Origin of the sequence: Oceanicella actignis, from assembly GCF_900111545.1 — a bacterium.
In the GTDB taxonomy this organism is placed as follows: Bacteria; Pseudomonadota; Alphaproteobacteria; order Rhodobacterales; family Rhodobacteraceae; genus Oceanicella; species Oceanicella actignis.
The window spans coordinates 1-19,876 of record NZ_FOHL01000013.1 but is presented as its reverse complement, the minus strand read 5'-3'; the positions used below and the strand labels follow the sequence as shown (position 1 = coordinate 19,876).

General features: G+C 69.6%; 15 protein-coding genes, 2 tRNA genes and 4 pseudogenes. 9 read left to right on the top strand and 12 right to left on the bottom strand.

Annotation, left to right across the window (positions count from 1 at the left end; genetic code table 11):
* Window positions 1-59 precede the first annotated feature (59 nt).
* Genes glyS through BMW67_RS14675 form a run of 3 tightly spaced genes read right to left on the bottom strand, consistent with a single transcriptional unit; the run spans window position 60 to window position 3,607 of the window.
* Window positions 60-2,120: a glycine--tRNA ligase subunit beta gene (gene glyS / locus BMW67_RS14685; RefSeq protein WP_072748460.1), complete on the bottom strand. Its 2,061-nt coding sequence runs from the start codon at window positions 2,118-2,120 to the stop codon at window positions 60-62.
* Window positions 2,121-2,169: 49 nt separating this feature from the next.
* Window positions 2,170-2,631, bottom strand: coding sequence for a DUF6446 family protein (locus BMW67_RS14680; RefSeq protein ID WP_072748461.1), 462 nt, complete (start codon window positions 2,629-2,631; stop codon window positions 2,170-2,172).
* Window positions 2,632-2,635: 4 nt separating this feature from the next.
* Window positions 2,636-3,607 carry a glycine--tRNA ligase subunit alpha gene (locus BMW67_RS14675; RefSeq protein ID WP_072748462.1) on the bottom strand — a complete coding sequence of 324 codons (972 nt, stop codon included), beginning with the start codon at window positions 3,605-3,607 and terminating at the stop codon, window positions 2,636-2,638.
* Between the two features lie 147 nt (window positions 3,608-3,754).
* Between BMW67_RS14675 and BMW67_RS14670 the strand changes: the two genes are divergently transcribed.
* Together BMW67_RS14670 and BMW67_RS14665 are read left to right on the top strand one after the other, a co-directional pair.
* Window positions 3,755-5,440 carry an ABC transporter permease gene (locus BMW67_RS14670; protein WP_072748474.1) on the top strand — a complete coding sequence of 562 codons (1,686 nt, stop codon included), beginning with the start codon at window positions 3,755-3,757 and terminating at the stop codon, window positions 5,438-5,440.
* A 65-nt stretch (window positions 5,441-5,505) separates the two neighbouring features.
* Window positions 5,506-5,578: transfer RNA gene (locus BMW67_RS14665), tRNA-Thr, on the top strand.
* A gap of 60 nt (window positions 5,579-5,638) precedes the next feature.
* Here BMW67_RS14665 and BMW67_RS14660 read toward each other — a convergent pair.
* The 4 genes from BMW67_RS14660 to BMW67_RS14645 all read right to left on the bottom strand — a co-directional run bounded on the left by BMW67_RS14660 (window position 5,639) and on the right by BMW67_RS14645 (window position 9,384).
* Window positions 5,639-6,739, bottom strand: a complete 1,101-nt coding sequence (locus BMW67_RS14660) for an alkene reductase (protein WP_072748463.1) — start codon at window positions 6,737-6,739, stop codon at window positions 5,639-5,641.
* Between the two features lie 149 nt (window positions 6,740-6,888).
* Window positions 6,889-7,578 (bottom strand): TetR/AcrR family transcriptional regulator, encoded by a 690-nt coding sequence (locus BMW67_RS14655; RefSeq protein ID WP_072748464.1) that lies wholly within the window; start codon window positions 7,576-7,578, stop codon window positions 6,889-6,891.
* Between the two features lie 424 nt (window positions 7,579-8,002).
* The gene (locus BMW67_RS14650; RefSeq protein ID WP_083581632.1) at window positions 8,003-8,938 is read right to left on the bottom strand and encodes a LysR family transcriptional regulator; all 936 of its coding nucleotides are present in this window, start codon (window positions 8,936-8,938) and stop codon (window positions 8,003-8,005) included.
* Window positions 8,939-9,298: 360 nt separating this feature from the next.
* Window positions 9,299-9,384, bottom strand: a tRNA-Tyr gene (locus BMW67_RS14645).
* A gap of 286 nt (window positions 9,385-9,670) precedes the next feature.
* Between BMW67_RS14645 and BMW67_RS14640 the strand changes: the two genes are divergently transcribed.
* The 4 genes from BMW67_RS14640 to BMW67_RS14625 all read left to right on the top strand — a co-directional run bounded on the left by BMW67_RS14640 (window position 9,671) and on the right by BMW67_RS14625 (window position 13,351).
* Window positions 9,671-10,534, top strand: a complete 864-nt coding sequence (locus BMW67_RS14640) for a TrmH family RNA methyltransferase (RefSeq protein ID WP_072748466.1) — start codon at window positions 9,671-9,673, stop codon at window positions 10,532-10,534.
* A 262-nt stretch (window positions 10,535-10,796) separates the two neighbouring features.
* Window positions 10,797-11,318, top strand: a complete 522-nt coding sequence (locus BMW67_RS14635) for a CoA-binding protein (protein ID WP_072748467.1) — start codon at window positions 10,797-10,799, stop codon at window positions 11,316-11,318.
* 75 nt (window positions 11,319-11,393) lie between these two features.
* Window positions 11,394-12,689, top strand: a complete 1,296-nt coding sequence (locus BMW67_RS14630) for an O-acetylhomoserine aminocarboxypropyltransferase/cysteine synthase family protein (protein WP_072748468.1) — start codon at window positions 11,394-11,396, stop codon at window positions 12,687-12,689.
* 107 nt (window positions 12,690-12,796) lie between these two features.
* Window positions 12,797-13,351, top strand: coding sequence for a hypothetical protein (locus BMW67_RS14625; RefSeq protein WP_072748469.1), 555 nt, complete (start codon window positions 12,797-12,799; stop codon window positions 13,349-13,351).
* A gap of 48 nt (window positions 13,352-13,399) precedes the next feature.
* Here the strand turns inward: BMW67_RS14625 and BMW67_RS14620 are convergent, their stop codons facing one another.
* Window positions 13,400-13,702, bottom strand: a complete 303-nt coding sequence (locus BMW67_RS14620; RefSeq protein WP_072748470.1) for a hypothetical protein — start codon at window positions 13,700-13,702, stop codon at window positions 13,400-13,402.
* A gap of 289 nt (window positions 13,703-13,991) precedes the next feature.
* Window positions 13,992-15,139, bottom strand: a pseudogene (locus tag BMW67_RS14615) (IS5 family transposase).
* Between the two features lie 77 nt (window positions 15,140-15,216).
* Between BMW67_RS14615 and BMW67_RS14610 the strand changes: the two are divergent.
* Both BMW67_RS14610 and BMW67_RS15580 read left to right on the top strand, forming a co-directional pair.
* Window positions 15,217-15,450 (top strand): hypothetical protein, encoded by a 234-nt coding sequence (locus BMW67_RS14610; protein ID WP_072748471.1) that lies wholly within the window; start codon window positions 15,217-15,219, stop codon window positions 15,448-15,450.
* Window positions 15,451-15,685: 235 nt separating this feature from the next.
* Window positions 15,686-16,555 carry a hypothetical protein gene (locus BMW67_RS15580; protein ID WP_125459071.1) on the top strand — a complete coding sequence of 290 codons (870 nt, stop codon included), beginning with the start codon at window positions 15,686-15,688 and terminating at the stop codon, window positions 16,553-16,555.
* A gap of 161 nt (window positions 16,556-16,716) precedes the next feature.
* On the opposite strand, the pseudogene BMW67_RS14605 reads toward BMW67_RS15580, so the two are convergent.
* A pseudogene (locus tag BMW67_RS14605) lies at window positions 16,717-17,232 on the bottom strand (integrase core domain-containing protein); the annotation flags it as partial.
* Between the two features lie 50 nt (window positions 17,233-17,282).
* On the opposite strand from BMW67_RS14605, the pseudogene BMW67_RS14600 reads away from it, so the two are divergent.
* A pseudogene (locus BMW67_RS14600) lies at window positions 17,283-18,371 on the top strand (IS481 family transposase).
* Window positions 18,372-18,376: 5 nt separating this feature from the next.
* On the opposite strand, the pseudogene BMW67_RS16090 reads toward BMW67_RS14600, so the two are convergent.
* Both BMW67_RS16090 and BMW67_RS14590 read right to left on the bottom strand, forming a co-directional pair.
* Window positions 18,377-19,092, bottom strand: a pseudogene (locus tag BMW67_RS16090) (transposase); the annotation flags it as partial.
* Window positions 19,093-19,279: 187 nt separating this feature from the next.
* Window positions 19,280-19,876: transposase (locus tag BMW67_RS14590; protein WP_483869856.1), on the bottom strand; the 597-nt coding region annotated here is incomplete at its 5' end.

The following is a 19,876-nucleotide window of genomic DNA, read 5'->3' as shown; positions in this document are numbered from 1 at the left end:
CGGCGCCTTCGCCGCATGCGGTCGAACGTTCCGCTGGTCGGAACGGAGCGGCCGCGCCGTCAGCCCTCGATCAGCGACAGATCCGCCGCCTGGAGCGTCACCGCGCGGATGCGGTTGAGCAGGCACAGCCGGTTGCGCCGCACCGCCGCGTTCGGGGCGTTGACCACGACGGCCTCGAAGAAGGCGTCGATGGGGCCGCGCAGCGCCGCCATGGCGCGCATGGCGCGGGCGAAGTCCTCGGCCCCGAGCGCCTCGGCGATCTCGGCCTCGGCCCGGTCGAGCGCCTCGAACAGCGCGCGCTCGGGGCCGGGTTCGGCCAGCTCGGGCATCGGGTCGAGCGAGTATTCCACGCCGTCCTTCTTCTCTTCGGCCGCAAGGATGTTCGCCGCGCGCCGGTAGCCGGCCAGCAGGTTCGCGCCGTCGTCCTGCTCGAGAAAGGCCTGAAGCGCGCGCACCCGCCGCACCAGCAGCGCCACGTCGTCCTGCCCGCCCAGCGCGAAGCAGGCGTCGATCACGTCGTGCCGCACGCCCTCGGCGCGCAGATGCGCCTTGAGGCGCTCGGCGAAGAAGGCCATCAGATCGTCCGCGTCGCAGCGCGGATCGGCCTTGGCGAAGAGCGGGCGCAGGCGCAGACGCAGGTCGTTCTCCAGCACGATGCGGATCACGCCCAGCGCCGCGCGGCGCAGCGCGAAGGGGTCCTTCGAGCCGGTCGGCTTCTCGTCGATGGCCCAGAAGCCGGCCAGCATGTCGATCTTGTCGGCCAGCGCCACCGCGACGCTGACCGGCGCCGTCGGGACCGCGTCGGACGGGCCCAGCGGCGCGTAATGCTCGGCGCAGGCGGCGGCGATCTCGGGGGCATGGCCGGCCTCGAGCGCATAGCGCCGGCCCATCGCGCCCTGAAGCTCGGGGAACTCGTAGACCATCTCGGACGCAAGGTCGGCCTTGGCGATGCGCGCCGCCTCGGCCGCCATGTCGGGCTTGGCGCCGACCAGGGGCGCGATCTCGCGCGCCAGCGCCTCGATGCGCGCGATGCGCTCGGCCTGCGAGCCCAGCCGGCTGTGGAAGGTCACGTTCGCCAGCTTGCGCGCCATGCCCTCCAGCCCCTTCTCGCGCACCGCGCGCAGGTCGTTCTCCCAGAAGAACTTGGCGTCGGACAGCCGCGCCGACAGCACCTTGCGGTTGCCCGCCAGGATCAGCGCGCCGTGATCGGGCGTCTCGACATTGGCGACGGTCACGAACTGCTCGATGCGGTCCGTGACGGGGTTGCGCACCGAGAAGAACTTCTGATGCTCCTTCATCGAGGCGCGCAGCACCTCGGGCGGCAGGTCGAGGAATTCGGGCGCGATGGGGCCCATCAGCGTCACCGGCCATTCGACCAGGCCCGCCACCTCTTCGAGAAGGCCCGGATCCTCGACCAGCTCCAGCCCCTGCGCGAAGGCCAGCGAGGCGGCGTCGGCCATGATGCGGCGCTTGCGCTCTTCGGGGTCGAGCACCACCTTCGCCGCCTCGAGCCGGGCGGCATAGTCCTCGAACGAGCGCACGGCGAAGGGTTCGGGCGCCATGAAGCGGTGGCCGCGCGCGACGTCGCCGGCGCGGATGCCGTCGATCTCGAGCGGGACCACGCGCGCGCCCTGATCGTCATGCAGGATGCACAGGATCGAATGCAGCGGCCGCACCCAGCGCAGCGCGCCCGCGCCCCAGCGCATGGATTTGGGCCAGGGGAAGGAACGGATCACCTCCTCCAGCGTCTCGGCCACCACCTCGTCGACGTTGCGGCCGGGGCGCTCGATGACGGCGAACAGCACGCGGCCCTTCTTGTCCTCGCGCTCTTCCAGCTGCTCGCGCGTCAGGCCGGTGGCGCGCAAGAAGCCCTCGATCGCCTTTTGCGGCGCGTCGGCGCGCGGGCCGCGGCGCTCTTCGCGCACGGGGCGGGTGGCCTCGGGCAGGCCGGTCAGCGCCAGCGCCAGGCGCCGGGGCGTGGCGAAGGCGGCGGCATGGGCGTAGGTCACGCCGCGCTCGACCAGCCCGTCGGTCATCAGGCGGCGCAGGTCCTGCGCGGCGCGCGCCTGCATGCGGGCCGGGATTTCCTCGGAGAAGAGTTCGATCAGCAGATCGGGCATGGCTTCGTCCTGGCATGGCGCGCGCGCGGCGCGGCTGAACTTGGATCGGTCATCGCGGCCGCTCGTCCGCGAAACGTTCGTTGAGCTGGCGCCACATGAAGGCGCGCCCGTCGGGGCGGTAGGCGATGATGCGGTCGAAGCCCTCGGGCGCGTCGCGCTCGGCGATCACGGCGCGCGCGGCGCCCGCCTCGAGATCGCGCGTCAGCGCGCCGGCGTCGAAGCATTCGAACCAGCCCGGCGCGACCAGCGGCCGCGGATCGGGCGCGGGCGCCAGCGCGTCCAGCGCCGCCGCCGCGGCGGGGGTCAGACGAAAGCAGGCGCGCATCTTGAGCGGGCTGGTCGGCGCGTCGATCCCCTCGAAATCCTCGACCGCCAGCGTCAGCCCCGCCGCCGTCACCTCGGCCGCGGGCGCCATCGGTTCGTAGAAGGCGCGGGTCTTGGACCACCACATGGCCGCGCCGAACGCCGCCGCGAAGGCGATCAGCCCGATGGCGACGACCTTGCCGCGCATGCGCTCAGGCCCCGACCGGCGCGGGGGCGCCCTGCCCGGCCTCCTCGGCCGCCTCGGCCTCTTCGGCGGCGACGAAGGCGTCGGCGCAGCGCTTGGCCAGCGCGCGCACGCGCGCGATGTAGGCCTGGCGCTCGGTCGGCGAGATCACGCCGCGCGCGTCCAGCAGGTTGAACAGGTGGCTGGCCTTGATGCACTGGTCATAGGCGGGCTGCGCCATGATGATGGTGCGCCCGGTCTTGGGATCGCGCGCGGGCTGGTCCAGGATCGCGGCGCATTCGCGCTCGGCGTCCTCGAAGTGGCGCAGCAGCATCTCGGTGTCGGCCACGTCGAAGTTCCAGCGCGAGTATTCGCGCTCGGCCCGGCGGAACACGTCGCCATAGCTGAGCGCGATGGGCGCGTCGGGGTCGTTGAAGGGCATGTCCATGACGTGATCGACGCCCAGCACATACATCGCCAGCCGCTCGAGCCCGTAGGTCAGCTCGCCCGAGACCGGGCGGCAGTCATGCCCGCCCACCTGCTGGAAGTAGGTGAACTGGCTGACCTCCATGCCGTCGCACCAGACCTCCCAGCCCAGCCCCCACGCGCCCAGGGTCGGGCTTTCCCAGTCGTCCTCGACGAAGCGCACGTCGTGATGCGCCAGATCGATGCCGATCGCCTCGAGCGAGCCCAGATACAGGTCCTGCAGGTCCGGCGGGCTGGGCTTGATGAGCACCTGATACTGGTAATAGTGCTGCAGCCGGTTGGGGTTGTCGCCATAGCGCCCGTCGGTCGGCCGGCGCGAGGGCTGCACATAGGCCGCCGCCCAGGGCCGCGCGCCCAGCGCGCGCAGCGTGGTGGCCGGGTGGAAGGTGCCCGCGCCCACCTCCATGTCGTAGGGCTGGAGCACCGCGCAGCCCTTCGAGGCCCAGTAGTTCTGGAGCCTGAGGATGATCTCCTGGAACGAGCGCGGCGCGCCCGACTTGTCCGCTTGGGTCATGAGTTGCGCATCCCGGCTGGACGCCGCCCGGCGCGGCGCGCGCGGAACCTAGCCGCGCCCGCGGGCAAGGTCAACGCGCGGCCGGGGGCGCGCGGCGCGGCGGTCTTGGCTCTGGACAGCCGCGCCGGGGCGCGGTATCGGCCGGACATGACCGAGAATTTTGATCTGGAAAAGCCCCGCCGCGCCCTGCCCGCCATCGACGGGTGGACCGTGGCCTCGCTGGCGCTCGGGCTGGCGCTGGCGATGCCGCTGATCTCGGTGGCGGCGATGGCGCTGTTCCCGTCCGAGAACATCTGGCCGCACCTTCTGGCCACCGTTCTGCCGCGCTATGTGGGCAACTCGCTGATCCTCATGGCGGCGGTCGGGGCGGGCACGGCGATGATCGGGGTCGGCGCCGCCTGGCTGGTGGTCATGAAGCGCTTTCCGCTGCGCGGCGTTCTGGAATGGGCGCTGCTCGCGCCGCTGGCCATGCCGGCCTATATCGGCGCCTACGCGCTGGTCGACTTCCTGGAATATGCCGGCCCCGTGCAGACCGCCCTGCGCGCCGCCTTCGGCTGGAGCTCGGCGCGCGACTACTGGTTCCCCGAGATCCGCTCGCTGGGCTCGGCCTGCGCGGTGTTCACGCTGACGCTCTACCCCTACGTCTATCTCATGGCCCGCGCCGCCTTCCGCGAGCAATCGGTCTGCGCGCTCGAGGTCTCGCGCTCGCTGGGCTGCGGGCCGTGGGGCAGCTTCTTTCGCGTGGCGCTGCCGCTGGCGCGCCCGGCCGTCGCCGCCGGCGCCGCCATCGCCATGATGGAGACGCTCAACGATTTCGGCGCGGTCGACTACTTCGCCGTGCAGACGCTGACCACGGGCGTCTTCTCGGTCTGGCTCGAAAGCCACAACGCCGGCGGCGCGGCGCAGATCTCGAGCGTCACGCTGATCTTCGTGCTGGCGCTTCTGGGGCTGGAAAGCGCGTCGCGGCGCGGGCGGCGCTATCACAACATGTCGCGCCGCTACCGCCCCATCGAGGGCGAAGAGCTGGGCCCCGTCTGGCGCTGGATCGCGACGCTGGCCTGCCTGACGCCGGTGACGCTGGGCTTCCTGCTGCCGGCCGGCATCATGGCCGACCACGCCCTGACCGAGACCCAGGCCTGGCGCGACCCGGATCTGTGGCGCGCGGCGGCGAACACGGCGATGCTGGCGGGCGCGGCGGCGGCGGTCTCCTGCGCGGCGGGGGTGACGCTGGTCTATGGCGCGCGGGTGTCGCGCTCGGGCGCACCGCGCATGGTGGCGCGGCTGGCGGCGCTGGGCTACGCGGTGCCCGGCGCGGTGCTGGCGGTGGGCATCCTGTTTCCCTTCGCGGCGATCGACGACGCCCTGGCCGACGCGGCGCTGGCGCTGACGGGGCATGATCCGGGGCTGCTGCTGACCGGCTCGGCGGCGGCGCTGGTCTTCGCCTATGTGGTGCGCTTCGCGGCCATCGCCTATGGCTCGATCGACAGCGCCTTCGGACGCGTCACCCCCTCGATGGAGGCCGCCGCCCGCGCGCTGGGCGAGACGCGCGCGGGCGCGCTCAGGCGGGTGCATCTGCCGCTGATCCGCGGCTCGGTGCTGACCGCGGCGCTGCTGATCTTCGTCGACAGCGCCAAGGAGCTGCCCGCCACGCTGCTGCTGCGCCCGTTCAATTTCGAGACGCTGGCCACCGCCGTCTACAACGCCGCCTCGCTCGAGGACATCGGCGGCGCGGCGCCGCCGGCGCTGGCGATCGTGCTGGTGGGGCTGGCGCCGGTGGCGCTGCTGATGCGCTCGCTGCGCCATTCGCGCCCCGGCGAGCAGCCGGGTCGCTGAACAAGGCGCGGGCGTCGGGCGCGGGCGTTGACGGCGCGCCGCGCGCAAGGCTACACCGGCGCCACGCCGGCGTAGCTCAACTGGCAGAGCAGCGCTCTTGTAAAGCGAAGGTTGCAGGTTCGATTCCTGTCGCCGGCGCCGTCGCCCGGACCGCGCAAGCGAAACGGGCGGCCCCTTGCGGCGCCGCCCGTCAAGGCGTCAGGCCTCGGCCAGCTGATCCAGCGTCGGATAATCGGTGTAGCCCTTCGCCCCGCCGCCATAGAGCGTGCTCGTATCGAGCGGGTTGAGCGGCGCGCCGCGGCGCAGGCGCTCGACCAGATCGGGGTTCGAGATGAAGGGCCGCCCGAACGCGACCAGATCGGCATAGCCCGATTCGACCGCCTTCATCGCCATCTCGCGGTCATAGCCGTTGTTGACCATCCATGCGCCGCGGAAGGCCTTGCGCAGCGCCGTCAGATCCACCCCCTCGGGCAGGTCGCGCGGGCCGCCGGTCTGGCCCTCGACCAGGTGCAGATAGGCCAGCCCGAACGGATCGAGCCGCGCGACCACATGCTCGGCCAGCGCCTTGGGGTTGCTGTCGGCGGCGTCGTTGACCGTCGAGAAGGGGCTGACGCGCACGCCCACGCGGCCGGCCGGGACCTCGGCCAGGATCGCCTCCACCGCCTCGACCAGAAGGCGCGAGCGGTTCTCGAGCGAGCCGCCATAGGCGTCGTCGCGGTCGTTCACGCCGTCCTTCAGGAACTGGTCGATCAGATAGCCGTTGGCCGCGTGCAGCTCGACGCCGTCGAACCCGGCCTCCATGGCGTTGCGCGCCGCGGCGCGGTAGTCGGCGAGGATGCGCGGGATCTCCGAGGCCTCGAGCCGGCGCGGCGCCGAGGTGTCGACGAAGTCCTTGCCGTCGAAGGTCTTGGCCTTGGCCGGCCGGTCGGTCGAGCTGACCGGCGCCTGCCCGCCCGGCTGCAGCGACACATGCGAGATCCGCCCCACATGCCACAGCTGCACGAAGATCTTGCCGCCGCGCGCATGCACCGCATCGACCACCTTGCGCCAGGCGGCGACCTGCGTGGGCGAGTGAATGCCCGGCGTCCAGGCATAGCCCTTGCCCTCGGGGCTGATCTGCGAGGCCTCGGTGATGATGAGCCCCGCCGAGGCGCGCTGGGCGTAATATTCGGCCGTCAGGTCGGTCACGGCGTCGGTGGCCGGATCGGCGCGGTTGCGCGTCAGCGGCGCCATCACGACGCGGTTGGCCAGATCGACTTCGCCCACGCGAACGGGCTGGAAAAGGGGATGTTCGCTCATGTCTGCTTCCTTGCGGTTGTGGGAAGGATGGGTTTCGGGGTTCGACGTGCGGGCTGGCGCGGGGGCGGTTCTGCGCGTCGCTTCCGGGGGCCGCTCGTTCAGGACCGATCAGTCCAGAACGAGCCCCGCGAAAACGGCGCCCCCGCCATTCAGCCCGAGGAAGGCGATGGCGGTCCCTCCGCTTCGGCGCCCGGCCGGTCGGCGGCGGCGGGCGGCGCCGCCAGGCGGCGCGCCTCCTGGGCGATGGCGCGCAGCGTGCGCGCCGGCGCCCCCGCCTTGCCCAGCGTCGCCGCGCCCAGCGACAGGGCCACCAGCGCGCTGGCCCGCTCGCGCGCCCGCGCCGGTTCGACCGCGGCCAGGGTGCGTTCGGCCAGATCCTCGAGCGCGCGCATGTGCGCGCGGCCGATGGCCGCCACCTCGGGGTCGGCGGGGGCAAGCTCGGTCAGGCAGTTGACCATGAAGCAGCCCTTGGCCTGCGCCGCGCGCGGCGCCAGCGCCTCGGCCAGCGCGATCGCCGCCGCGCGCGCATCGGGCGCATCGCGCAAGATCTGCTCGAGCGCCGCACGCCGCCCGCGCGCATAGGATTCGATCGCCGCCACCAACGCGCCCCGCTTCGAGCCAAGCCAGGCGTAGAAGCTCGAGCGGCTCAGGCCCATGGCGCGGGTCAGCTCCTCGAGCGAGGCGGCCTCGAAGCCCCGGGTCCAGAAAACCTCCAGCGCCGCGGCCAGGGCGGCGTCCTCGTCGAAGGCGCGCGGGCGGCCGGGACCGCAAGGCGCCGCCGCCGCGGCCGAAGGCCGGGCGCGCCGCGCGTCGGGGGCGATGTCGTCGGGCGTGCTCATGGGCCTCTATATGGACCGTCCATTCCATAATGCAAGCCCGCCCCCGCCGCCATCCCTTGCCGCCGCGCCCTCGGAAGGCGCCCGCAGCCTCCGCCCCGCCCGCCGTCCTTCGGCGCATCAGGCATCGGGCCGGCGCAACGCCCCGACCAGGCCACGCCTTGCCGGCCCTTGCGCGACGCGAAGAGGCCCGGCCGGGAACGGCGCACGATGCGTCGGGGGCGGCGCGCCACGGCCCGATGCACCAGGGCTTGCCCTTGCTTGCGCGCCGGTCGGCTCAGGCGCCGCCCCTCTGCGCAAGGGGCAAGGCGCCGCAACGCCTTCGCGCCCCGGGGGCGCGTCGCCCTTCGGCTCAAGGGTTGGCAACGCCGCTCGCCCCCACACGACGCGCCACGCCGCGCAGGCTGGCGCGCCTGCGCGCCGGGCCTCAGCCCGCGCGCCGCGCGCGGGCCGCGCCGCCCAGCGCGCGCCGCACCCGCCGCACCAGCGCCAGCGCCGCCGGCGGCGGCGGCCGCGTCTCGAGCATCGCGGCCACGGCGTCGAGCGGGCCGGGAAAAAGCGGCCCCTCGGCCAGCGAGATGCGCGCCAGCCGCCCCGCGGCCAGATCCTCGGCCGCCGCGGCGCCGGGCATGATGCACGCCGCCTCGCCCGCAAGCGCCATGCGGCGCAGCAGCGCCATGTCCTGCACCGTCGTCACGACTTCGCGCGCGCGCGACGGATCGGGCAGCGCCGCCGGATGCGCCGCGCCGAGCCGCGCGAACACCCAGCCGGGCGCGTCGAAGCAAAGCACCGGCCCCGCGAAAAGCTCCGCCGCCGCCACCGGCGCGCGCGTCAGCGGATGGCCCGCCCGCGCCACCGCCACGGGCGGCGTCAAGGCAAACGCGCTGAGCCGCACCTCGGAGGGCGGACGGTCCGGCGCCAGCCCGAAATGCACGTCGATCTCGCCCGCGCGCAGCGCGTCGGCCATGCGCCGCCAGCAGCATGCACGCACCGACACGGCAAGGCCCGGATAATCGCGCATCAACTGCGCCGCCGCCGCGCCCAGGATCGGCTCGGCCACCGCCGGGTCGGCGCCCACCGCCAGGCGGCCCGAGCGCATGTCGCGCATCATCTCGACGTCGCGCTCGGCTTCGCGCACTGCCGTCAGCGCCGCGCGCGCGCCCTCGACCAGCCGGCGGCCATAGGCGGTCGGGCGCACCCCGCGGCGCGAGCGCTCGAACAAGGTCACGCCGTAGGCGCCCTCGATGCGCGCGATGGCCTGGCTCAGGGCGGAATGCGTCACCCCCAGCCGCTCGGCCGCGCGGCGGAAATTGCCCTCCTCGGCCAGGGCGACCAGCTGGGCCATGCTCCTCAAGCCGTCCATCGCCCCCTCCGCCGCACGGACTAGCCGTTTTACGAAATCACTTATGCGCGGGCGCCCGGGCCCGAGCAAGAGCCGCGCGCATCTTCGCCCGCGTCGTCTGCCGCGCGGCCCCTCCTCTTGGTGCGGGGAGTTTCGACCAGCGATCTTAACGATCCGTCAAACGGCAGGACGAACGCAGCCCGGCCCGGTCGGCGGTCGGCAAGGCGATGACGCCGGAGAATCGCCCCCAGCCTCCGCCCTCGGCCGCGAGATCCGCGCGACGCGATTCGCGACAGGCCCGGCCAGGCCCCCGCCCGAAGCGCCAGCCCGAATACGCCGACGCCGCCCAGAGGGCGGCGCGTTCGTCGCTTGATCGTCAGATGGTGGAGGGGGCTGGATTCGAACCAGCGTAGGGTTTCCCCGACGGATTTACAGTCCGTTGCATTTGACCGCTCTGCCACCCCTCCTGCCGGCGCCGCGCGCCGTTGGCGCTGCGCGACGTGGTGACTGGCGCGGGGTTTAGTGCGCGCAAGGGCGGGCGTCAACCGGGAATTTTCCGGCGCGCTCGCGCGCCCGCCCCTTGCGACCCGCCCCGACGATCGCGGCCCCGCGCCTTGCCCGGCGCCCGTTTTCGCCCCGCGCGCATCCCGCCGCGCCCCGTTCGCCGGACGCCCCCTTGCCTGCGGCGCGCGGCCGTGGTCTTGAGTGATCCGACGGCGCGGATCCGCGCGCCCCCGCAAGGAGCCTGCCCCCGTGAGCGACCAACGCCGCCCCGCGCCCTCCTCGGCCCCCACGGGCCGCCCGCCCCGCAAGCCGCGCTGGGCCATCGAGAAGGACCGCGCGCGCAAGGCCGGCCCCGAGACCGTCTGGCTGTTCGGCCTGCACGCGGTGCGCGACGCGCTGCTCAATCCGGCGCGGGTCAAGCGGCGGCTGATCGTCACGCGCAACGCCGCCGACCGCCTGGGCCCCGAGGCGCTGGCCGCCGCCGGCCTCGAGCCCGAAATCGCCGACCCGCGCCGCTTTCCCGCGCCGCTCGACCCGCAATCGGTGCATCAGGGCGCCGCGCTCGAGGTCGAGCCGCTGGACTGGGGCGATCTCGAGACGCGCTGCGCGCCCGCGCCCGGCCGCCCCGCGCCCGTGGCCGTTCTGCTCGACCGCGTGAGCGATCCGCACAATGTCGGCGCCATCCTGCGCTCGGCCGAGGTGTTCGGCGCCTGCGCGGTGATCGCGCCCGCGCGCCATTCGGCGCCCGAGACCGGCGCCTTGGCCAAGAGCGCCTCGGGCGCGCTCGAACGCCAGCCCTATCTGCGGGTGCGCAATCTGGCCGACGCGATGGAGCGGCTGCGGGCCATGGGCTATCGCATCGTGGGGCTGGACGGGGCCGCCGACCGGACGCTGGCGCAGGCGCTGGCCGGGCCGCTGCGCGAGGGCGCGCCGCTGGCGCTGGCGCTGGGCGCCGAGGGGCCGGGCCTGCGCGCGCGCACGCGCGAGCTGTGCGACGCGCTGGCGCGCATTCCCGCCGCCGGAGAGTTCGGCTCGCTCAACGTCTCGAACGCCGCCGCGGTGGCGCTGTATGCGGCGCGCGCGGCGGATGTGAGCGAGCGCAACAATTCGTGATGATTCCGTGAGACTTCTTTAATTTCCTCGCGCGAGACTCCATATTGGTGGAGAGGCGGAAAGCGATACGCCTTTCGCTTCATCACCACTGTCCCTCGTTCCGACTTCGCGCCCGCTTCATGCGGGCGCTTTTTTTGACGCAGCAAGGACTTGGCGCCGCCCGGCCGCCGGCGCGCGGGGCCGGGCCAACGGTCCGAACCTTCGCGAATCGGATCAAGGCCGCGCTTGATCGCCCCCCGCGCCGCGCCTTAGACTGCGCCGCATGACGACGCCCCGGACCCCCGCCCCCGAAGCCCTCGACGCCCCCATCGACGACGCCGCCCTGCGTGAGATCCTGCGCGGCGCGCGCACCATCGCCATGGTCGGCGCCTCGCCCAACGAGCTGCGGCCCTCGTTCTTCGTCGCCCGCTATCTCAAGCTCAAGGGCTACCGCGTGCTGCCGGTCAACCCGGCCCATGCGGGCAAGACCATGCTGGGCGAGACGATCCTGCCCTCGCTGGGCGCGATTCCGCCCGAGGCGGGCGAGGTGCAGATGGTGGACATCTTCCGCCGCTCGTCCGAGGCCGGCGCGATCGTGGACGAGGCGCTGGAGACGCTGCTGGAGCGCGGTCTGCGCACGATCTGGATGCAGATCGGGGTCGAGGACCCCGCCGCCGCGGCGCGCGCCCGGGCCAGGGGCGTGCGCACGGTGATGAACCGCTGCCCCAAGATCGAATACCAGCGCCTGTTCGGCGAGCTGCGCTGGGGCGGATTCAACACCGGCATCATCTCGTCGAAGCTGTAATGCGGAAATCGGCTGTCATTCGCCGAAAAGCACAGTAGGTTCGCACCAAACATTCCGCATCCCAAGGAGCCGATCATGTCCGACGACGCCCCCGCCTATGGTTTCGACACCCTCCAGATCCACGCCGGCGCGCGGCCCGACCCGGCCACCGGCGCGCGCCAGACGCCCATCTATCAGAACACCGCCTACGTCTTTCGCGACGCGGACCACGCCGCGGCGCTGTTCAACCTTCAGGAAGTGGGGTTCATCTACTCGCGCCTGACCAACCCCACCGTCAGCGTGCTGCAAGAGCGGCTGGCCGCGCTCGAGGGCGGCGTCGGCGCCACCTGCGCCTCGTCCGGGCATGCGGCGCAGATCCTGGCGCTTTTCCCGCTGATGGGGCCGGGCGACAACGTGGTCGTCTCGACCCGGCTCTACGGCGGGACGATCACCCAGTTCTCGCACACCATCAAGCGCTTCGGCTGGGAGGCGAAGTTCGTCGATTTCGACAAGCCCGGCCAGGTGGCGCGCGCGGTCAACAAGCGCACCAAGGCCATCTTCTGCGAATCCATCGCCAATCCGGGCGGCTACGTGACCGACCTGCCCAGGATCGCCGCCGTGGCCGAGCGCAAGGGCGTGCCGCTGATCGTCGACAACACCGTGGCCACCCCCTATCTGTGCCGCCCCTTCGAGCATGGCGCGCACATCGTCGTGCACTCGACCACCAAGTATCTGTCGGGCAACGGCACGGCCATGGGCGGCGCGGTGATCGATTCGGGCAAGTTCGACTGGTCGGCCTCGGACAAGTTCCCCTCGCTCAGCGCGCCCGAGCCCGCCTATCACGGCCTGAAGTTCCACGAGACCTTCGGCCCGCTGGCCTACACGCTGCACGGGCACGCGGTGGGGCTGCGCGATCTGGGCATGACCATGGCGCCGATGAACGCCTTCCTGACGCTGCTGGGCATCGAGACGCTGTCGCTGCGCATGGAACGGCACGTGGCCAATGCGCGGCGCGTGGCCGAGTGGCTTGAGCAGGACCCGCGCGTCGAGTCGGTGACCTATGCCGGGCTCAAATCCTCGCCCCACTACCGGCGCGCGCGCAAGCTGTGCCCCAAGGGCGCGGGCGCGCTCTTCGCCTTCGCGCTCAAGGGCGGCTACGACGCCTGCGTCAAGCTGGTCGATGCGCTGCAGATCTTCAGCCATGTGGCCAATCTGGGCGACACGCGCTCGCTGGTGATCCATTCGGCCTCGACCACCCATCGCCAGCTGACCCCCGAGCAGCAGGAGGCCGCCGGCGCCGCGCCCAACGTGGTGCGCCTGTCGATCGGGCTCGAGGATCCCGAGGATCTGATCCGCGACCTCGACCAGGCGCTGACCAAGGCGACGAGCTGAGCCGCATGACCGACCGCCCCGCCCCCCGGCCGCGCTTGCGCCGCCCAAGGCGGGGGGGCGGCGGTCCCCATCAAGGCGCCGGCCCGCGCGGGCCCGGCGCCTTTCGCTTGCGCGCCGGCCCGCCCGGCGCGGGGCGGGCCCTGGCCACCGGGCTGACGGCGGCCGCGCTGGCTCTGGGCGCCGGGCCGCTTGCGGCCGCCGAGGGCGCCGCGCCCGAGCGCGCGCCGCGCCCCCTTGCCGCCCCGCGCGCGGGCCCCGCGCCCCACGCCCCCCCGGACGCGGCGCCGCGCCCCGCGGCCCACTCGCCCGCCGGTCCTGTCGCCGAGGCCGGGCGCGCCCCGGCCCCGGGCGCCGCAGGGCCCGACGCGGCCTCTCCGGCCAACGCGCCGCGCCCGACGCCAAGGCCCGGCGCGGCCGCGGGCGGCGCGCTCACGCCCCATGGCTTCGCCCAGGGCGCGCGGCTGGACATGGGGCGAGTGTCGCTTCTGGGCGTGTTCGGCGCTCATGGCGCCCGGCGCGCCCTGTTGCGGCTGCCGGAAGGCGAAAGGCTGATGATCGCCCCCGGCGCGCTGGTCCATGGCTGGCGCGTGGCGCAGATCGAGGAAAAGGCCGTGATCCTTGTGCGCGGCGGCAAGAGCCTGCGGCTCCTGACGCCGCAGTGACGCGGGGGCCAAAGCGAGGGGACCGCGCCGCGCCCCGGGCGCGGCCGCTCAGAGGCCGGCCCAGCTTCGGCTTTCGCATCTGCGCTTGAGCTCGGCCGAGGCGATCTGGTGCACCAGCGGCCAGGCGCCGTTCGCCGCGGCGATGCGCGCCGCGGTGCGCTTGAGAAAGCCGAATCCGGCCTGGATCTCGCCAAGTTGCGAGCGAATCTCGGCCAGCGCCGCCGCCGGCTCTCCGGATCTGGCATTGAGGCTCAGATGAAGCGCCCAGTTCCGGGCGAAAGGATCGCCCGTTTCGCGCGCCGAGCGGATGGCCTCTCTGACGACCTCGTCTTCATGCGACTTGCCGGGCATCCTGAACAGGCTCTGAAGAAGATCGAGCCGGTGGTGCTCGACCTCGCGGAACTCGGGCGGATCGGCCTTGTCGTGCCGCCGGTCTAGGCTCAGGACCCATAAATGGGATTCCCGTCCGGCGAATGATGTGATTCAAACCCCCAAATGGACACCCTGAATAACTGAGCCTCGACAGGCCTGTGACTGGCGCGAACCGCGGTTTTGCCCGCCCGGAACGCGGAACGGACGTGTCCGGGCCGCCTCTGATCCCGTATTGCGCCGCTTGCGCAGCGTCGGGCGTCGCTCTCCGTCACGCCTCCGCCTCCCGCCGCTCAAGATACGCAAGCCGCTTCATGTTGCAGGCGAGATTCGCCAGCCCGATCTTCGCGCGCGCCCGCGCGATCCCGATCGTGCGCACGAAGAGCGCCATGCGGCGCTTCTGCTCGGCGAAGACATGCTTGACCGCCCCACGCACCTTCGAGCGTGCCGCGTTCGCGCGCTGATGTTGCGGCTTCAGCCCCTTCCCCGGCGGCTTGCGGAAGTGGATCATCGAGCGCAGACCCGCCGCCGCGATGCGCTTCTCGTTCCGCTGCGAGCGATAGGCGGTGTCGGCCCAGACCCCCAGCGCGATGTTCCCCCGGTCGAGGAGCCGGCCGAGCTCCCGCCCATCGTTAGGTGAGGGGCCGTCCGCCACCGGTTCGAGGACGGCCCCGAACGCATCGCTCACCGACCACTTGCGGATCAGCCCGAAGCGGCGGTCGACGTTGATGTGGTTCTTGCAGCCGAACACCGGCGTGGCGATCTCGGCCATCAGGCTGCCGTCCGGGCGGCGCTTGCGCTTGCCGCGCTTGAGCGTCCAGCGCGCGTCGCGGTCTTTCTGCGCAAGCTTCGCGGGCTTCTTCTTCCAGTCTTCCGGCGCGCCGCCGCCCTTCACGATCGCCCGCTCCTCCGCGCTCATCCGCTGACGCGGAGCGGCGACGATCGAGGCATCGACAATCTGCCCGCTCATCGCCAGATACCCCGCAGCGCGCAGATGCGCATCAAACCGCGCGAACAGCCGCTCGATCGCACCCGCCTGCACCAGAGCCTCGCGAAAGCGCCAGATCGTGGTCTCGTCAGGAACCCTGTCGCCGTCGTCGATCCCGAGGAACCTTCCGAAGCTGCGCCGGTCGAGGATCTGGAACTCCGTCAGCGCGTCCGACAGATTGTAGAGCGCCTGAAGGGCGAGCACCTTGAACAGTGGGGCCCCGAACGCCATCGGTCCGAGTGGGGGCCGAACACCGGATCCATCGGCGGCCGCCCGGCCTTCTTCCGGTCAGACCGCTTCAGCGCCGCGTCGAGCTCGGGCCGGAACAGCTCGAAATCCACCACCGTCGCCAGCCGCTCCAGCGGATCGCCGGCCTTCGACAGCGCCGCATACCGCTCGTCCAGATCGAAGAACCCGCGCTGATCCGCCATCACGACACTCCCTTCTCCGTCAACGCCGGGGAATCACAGCAACGGGCCAAGGGCGAGGGGGTTTTCAGGGTGTCCTGTTGACTGCGGCCGAGTTTCTGGCCCTTCTGGAAAGGACCTACTGTTTCGAGCTGCCCGGCTTCCGCCTGCAGCACACCGGGATCGAGGGGATCGACATTCTCCTGCAGCGCCGCAGGCGCGAGATGGCCAAGGTTCCCGTCAACTACGGACTGATGCGGCTGGAGAACTGGCGCTGGCAGCCGGAGTTCCTTCGCATGATGCGGGCCATCCGGGACCGTGCCGGAAAGAGCTGATTGCACGCTGGGACGGTGCTGCGTATAAGGGGGCAGTGAGCCTTGGGCTGAGGCGTGCGGCGGCGAGAGCGTGCAAGAACTAAAGCAGATCTAAGGACGAACGCGCAAAAACGCGAGCATCGAAGACCGTTACGGCGAGGATAGAACCCGAAGTAAGCGGTTGAGAAGTGAGATGGAGGCGTCCGCATTGCAAAGGAAAACCCTCTTCTTTTTGCACATACCAAAGTGTGCAGGCATGACATTGTCAAGCGCCTTGCTTGAGCGACTGGCGTTCAATGAAGTATATCAATCAACCTCGTTGATTCAAAATTTTCGCGAAGGACGCCCCGAATTTCCAGAAATCAATCATCCGAGGCGTCTCAAGGCAGTTGTCGGGCATTGGGTTCATGAATCTATGCTCCCGGCACTGCAAAAACCTATTTGGTTTGCCACATCTCTTCGAGATCCTGTTTCCAGAACCAGAAGCCAATATCGTTTCGACGTCGGTTTGAGGGGCGGGAGGTGGCCAAAAGTAGACACGCATGAGTTCCTAGAGAGGAACTCCAATGTGATGTCAAAATTCCTTTGCGGGGCGTTTCCGTCAATAGCGGCAGATTTCGATAACCAACTCTCCGCCGCAAAGGCCATAATTTCAGGTTTTGACTGTGTTTTCGACATCTCTGAGGCAGATGATAGCATTTTTGACTTAGTCAAGATGGCCACGGGAATATCTGAGCCAGTAAAAAGGGTCAACGATTCTTCGCATGTTATGGCTGAGCTTGAAGTTGATGATAAAGAAATAATGAAATATCAGGATTTAGATATTGAGCTTTACAAGTGGTTTAAGGAAACCGTCAGCGCCGAGGCTACCAGTAAAAATAGAGTGCATTCCAGAGAGATGAGGAGGAAGTTTGCCGAGCTGGCTGCCAAGCCCTTCGATTCTGGTTCCGTGATAAGGTTTTTAGCGCCAAAAATTGCAGAGGAGTATTTTTGGGCAAGTGAAGATGTGGAAGTGAGGCAGCGCAAGCTGGAGGAAAAAATCGAATTTTACCATAGCGTTATGGCCGATCTGCGGAAGCTGCACAAAGCCTCGGCTTGGGTTAAGGGCGAGGAAGAAGAAAAGTAATCGTATCATCGGTTTCAGGTTGATAAATCGACTTGGGTATACCCCCCCTCCCAGAAGCCCCGCGACGCGATCTCGGGGTAGGCGTCCCGGCATGGGACTGCGTGTCCACCGCGCGATCAGCTGGTCACCCGTGATTTTCGCCGTGCTGTGACCCCCGAATCTCATCCGGCTGAGACCAGAGTTGGCGTTTGAATTTGGCGCGGTTGCGCCGACGGAGCAATGGGCGATCTGCGCAGCGGTTCAGATGCGCGAAGCTGATCGCCCATTGCGGTGAGCTGAGCGGCAAAGACCGCCGGCGCCTGATATCCGAGGGCCGAATGGGGCCGCTCGGTATTGTAGATGCGGGTCCAGTTGGCGACCGCTTCGCGGGCATGGTCGATGCCGAAGAACAGTGTCTCGTTCAGAAGTTCATCCCGCATCCGACCGTTGAACGCCTCGCAGTTCCCATTCTGCATGGGCTTGCCGGGGGCGATGTAGTGCCATTTCACCTTCATCTTCTCGGCCCATTCCAGGATCGCGTTCGAGGTGAACTCGGTGCCGTTGTCCGAAACAATCACCCCGGGCTTCCCCCGCCGCTCGATCAAACATGTGAGTTCGCGCGCCACCCTTCGGCCCGAGATCGACGTGTCGACGATCGACGCGAGACACTCCTTCGTGACGTCGTCCAGCACATTGAGTGTTCACTTAAGCTTCTTTCCGTGCGATACAGGGAAAGGAGGACCGCTCCATGGGACAATCATCGACAGCGAAGAAGCGTGGGTCGCGGGATGCGGCGACGAAGGTGGCGGAGCAGCGGCTGAGCGTGCTGGAGCTGGCCAAGGAGCTTGGCAATGGTGAGCCGGAAAAGCAATCGATCCAGTGAATCGATTGCCCGGCGAACGAGGCGTGCAGGCGGCGGGGCATGGACCGCACCAGCTTCTACGAATGGCGGCGGCGGTTCCAGACGCACGGCTTCGAGGGGCTCAAGGACCTGCCGCCGATCCACAAGAGCCACCCGCAGACGACCCCGCCGGAGGTGGTGGAGAAGATCAAGGCGCTGGCGCTCGATCACCCCGCCTATGGCTGCAACCGCTTCGAGGCGATGCTGGCCCTGGAAGGGATCCGGGTCTCGTCCATCACCATCCAGAAGATCCTGAACGAAAGCGGCCTGGGCACGCGCTATGACCGCTGGCTGGCGCTGGAGGCCAAGCACGCCGAGCGGGCCATCGAGCTCAGCGCCGAACAGGTGGCGTTCCTCGAGAAGCAGAACCCCTGCTTCCGCGAAAGGCACGTGGAATCAGGGGCTCCGGGGGAACTGCTGTCCGCCGACACCTTCTTCGTCGGCACGCTCAAGGGGGTGGGCAAGGTCTATCTGCACGCGGTGGTCGACACCTATGGCAGCTACGCCTTCGGCTTTCTGCACGTCTCCAGGCAGCCTGTGGCGGCGGTGGCGGTGCTGCACAACGACGTGCTGCCGTTCTACCGCAGTCTCGATCTGCCGGTGAAGGCCGTGCTGACGGACAATGGCCGGGAGTTCTGCGGCAGCGAGAACCACCCCTACGAGCTCTACCTCGACCTCAACGACATCGAGCACCGCCGAACGAAGGTGCGCAGCCCCAAGACCAACGGCTTCGTCGAGCGCTTCAACCGCACCGTGCTGGACGAGTTCTTCCGGGTGAAGATGCGCGAGACCTTTTACGAGACCGTGGAAGCGCTGCAGGCCGATCTCGACGCCTGGCTGGTGCACTACAATACCGAGCGCCCGCATCTGGGCTACCGAAACCAGGGCAGACGGCCCATCGAAACCGTCATGTCATTCGTCAGTCAAGAAGGTTAAGAGAACACATTGAGGATCCGGAAGCGGCGTCCATCGGCGAACTGGTCCTGCATGAAGTCCAGCGACCACCGGGCGTTGGCCACGGCTTCGGTCACCAGCGGCGCGCGGGCGCCGAGAGCGCGCTTGCGGCCGCGCCTTCGCCGGACCGCCAGGCCTTCCTCGCGGTAAAGCCTCTGCGTCCGCTTGCGGTTTGTCACATGGCCGTCGCGGCGCAGGATCACATGCAGCCGCCGATAACCGAAACGCCGATGTTTCTCGGCCGCCTTGCGCAACTCCTCGCGCAGCTCGGTGTCATCGGGTCGCCTGCGCCGATACCGCACCGATGATCGATCCGCACCCAGCACCGAACACGCCCGCCGCTCGCTCATCCCGTGACGCTTCTCGAGATGGGCAACCGCTTCTCGCCTTGCGGCGGGTGTCACCACTTTTTTGAAAGCAGGTCCTTCAAGGCGCTCGCCATTGTCCTCGGACCAATGGCGGACAATGGCTCGCTGTCGAGCATCGCCTCGGCCAAAAGCCGCTTCAGCCTGGCGTTCTCGGCCTCCAGCGTCTTCAGCCTCTTGGCCTCCGAAGGCTTCATGGCCCCGAACTTCGCCTTTCAGGCATAAAAGGTGGCGCTGCTGATCCCATGCCGACGGCACACCTCCGCCGTCTTCACTCCGCTCTCCTGCTCCCTCAGGATCGCGATGATCTGCTCCTCGGTGAATCTCGATCGCTTCATGGTCCGGTCCTCTGCTTGGGCCGAACTCTAGCATCGGATGGACGAGTTTTCGGGGGTCACAGCAGCCGCAAATGGACACTTCTATCTACCGGCTCTGATTGCGGCCGAAGCTGACGCTGGCGTCGGATGCGATGGCTGCGTCCTGGTTTGGGCGGCTTTGCAGACCGCTCCGGCGCCGGTTTTCGCTCTACGCTGACGCTGCCTTGGTCTCCCAGAACACGTAGCGGCGGAGATTGTGGGCAATGTTGGCCATGCCGACCTTCGTTCTGGCCCGGCCGATGCCGATGGTGCGGATGAAGAGGCCCATGCGGTGCTTTTGGTCGGCGAAGACATGCTCGATCGCCGATCCTGGGCGGGATCGGGCGGCGTTGGCGCGCCGCTTCGCCTCCGGCATCGGCTTGCCCGGCAGCTTGCGGAAGCGAACCTTCGAGACCAGCCCCGCCCTGGCGATGCGCTTTTCGTTCCTGGCCGAGCGATAGGCCGTATCCGCCCAGACCGGCGACGCCGTGTTCGCGCCGTCCAGAAGGCCGCCCAGCTCGCGCCCGTCATGGGCCGCGGCGTCGGTGACAGCCCATTTCCAGATGAAGCGATACGCCGGTCCGCGCCGATATGGCTCTTGCTGTAGAGCGTCAACCTCCGTGGCCGTTTCCGACAACCAAGTTGGCCGGTTCTGACCGCTGCGATCGGATTGGTTAGGTGGTTGTGTCCTCCATGATGTTGTCTCTGGTATCGGGTTCGAGGTTGTCGCTGGAGGTTGTCGCTCCTGCGTCAAGCTTGGCGGCTT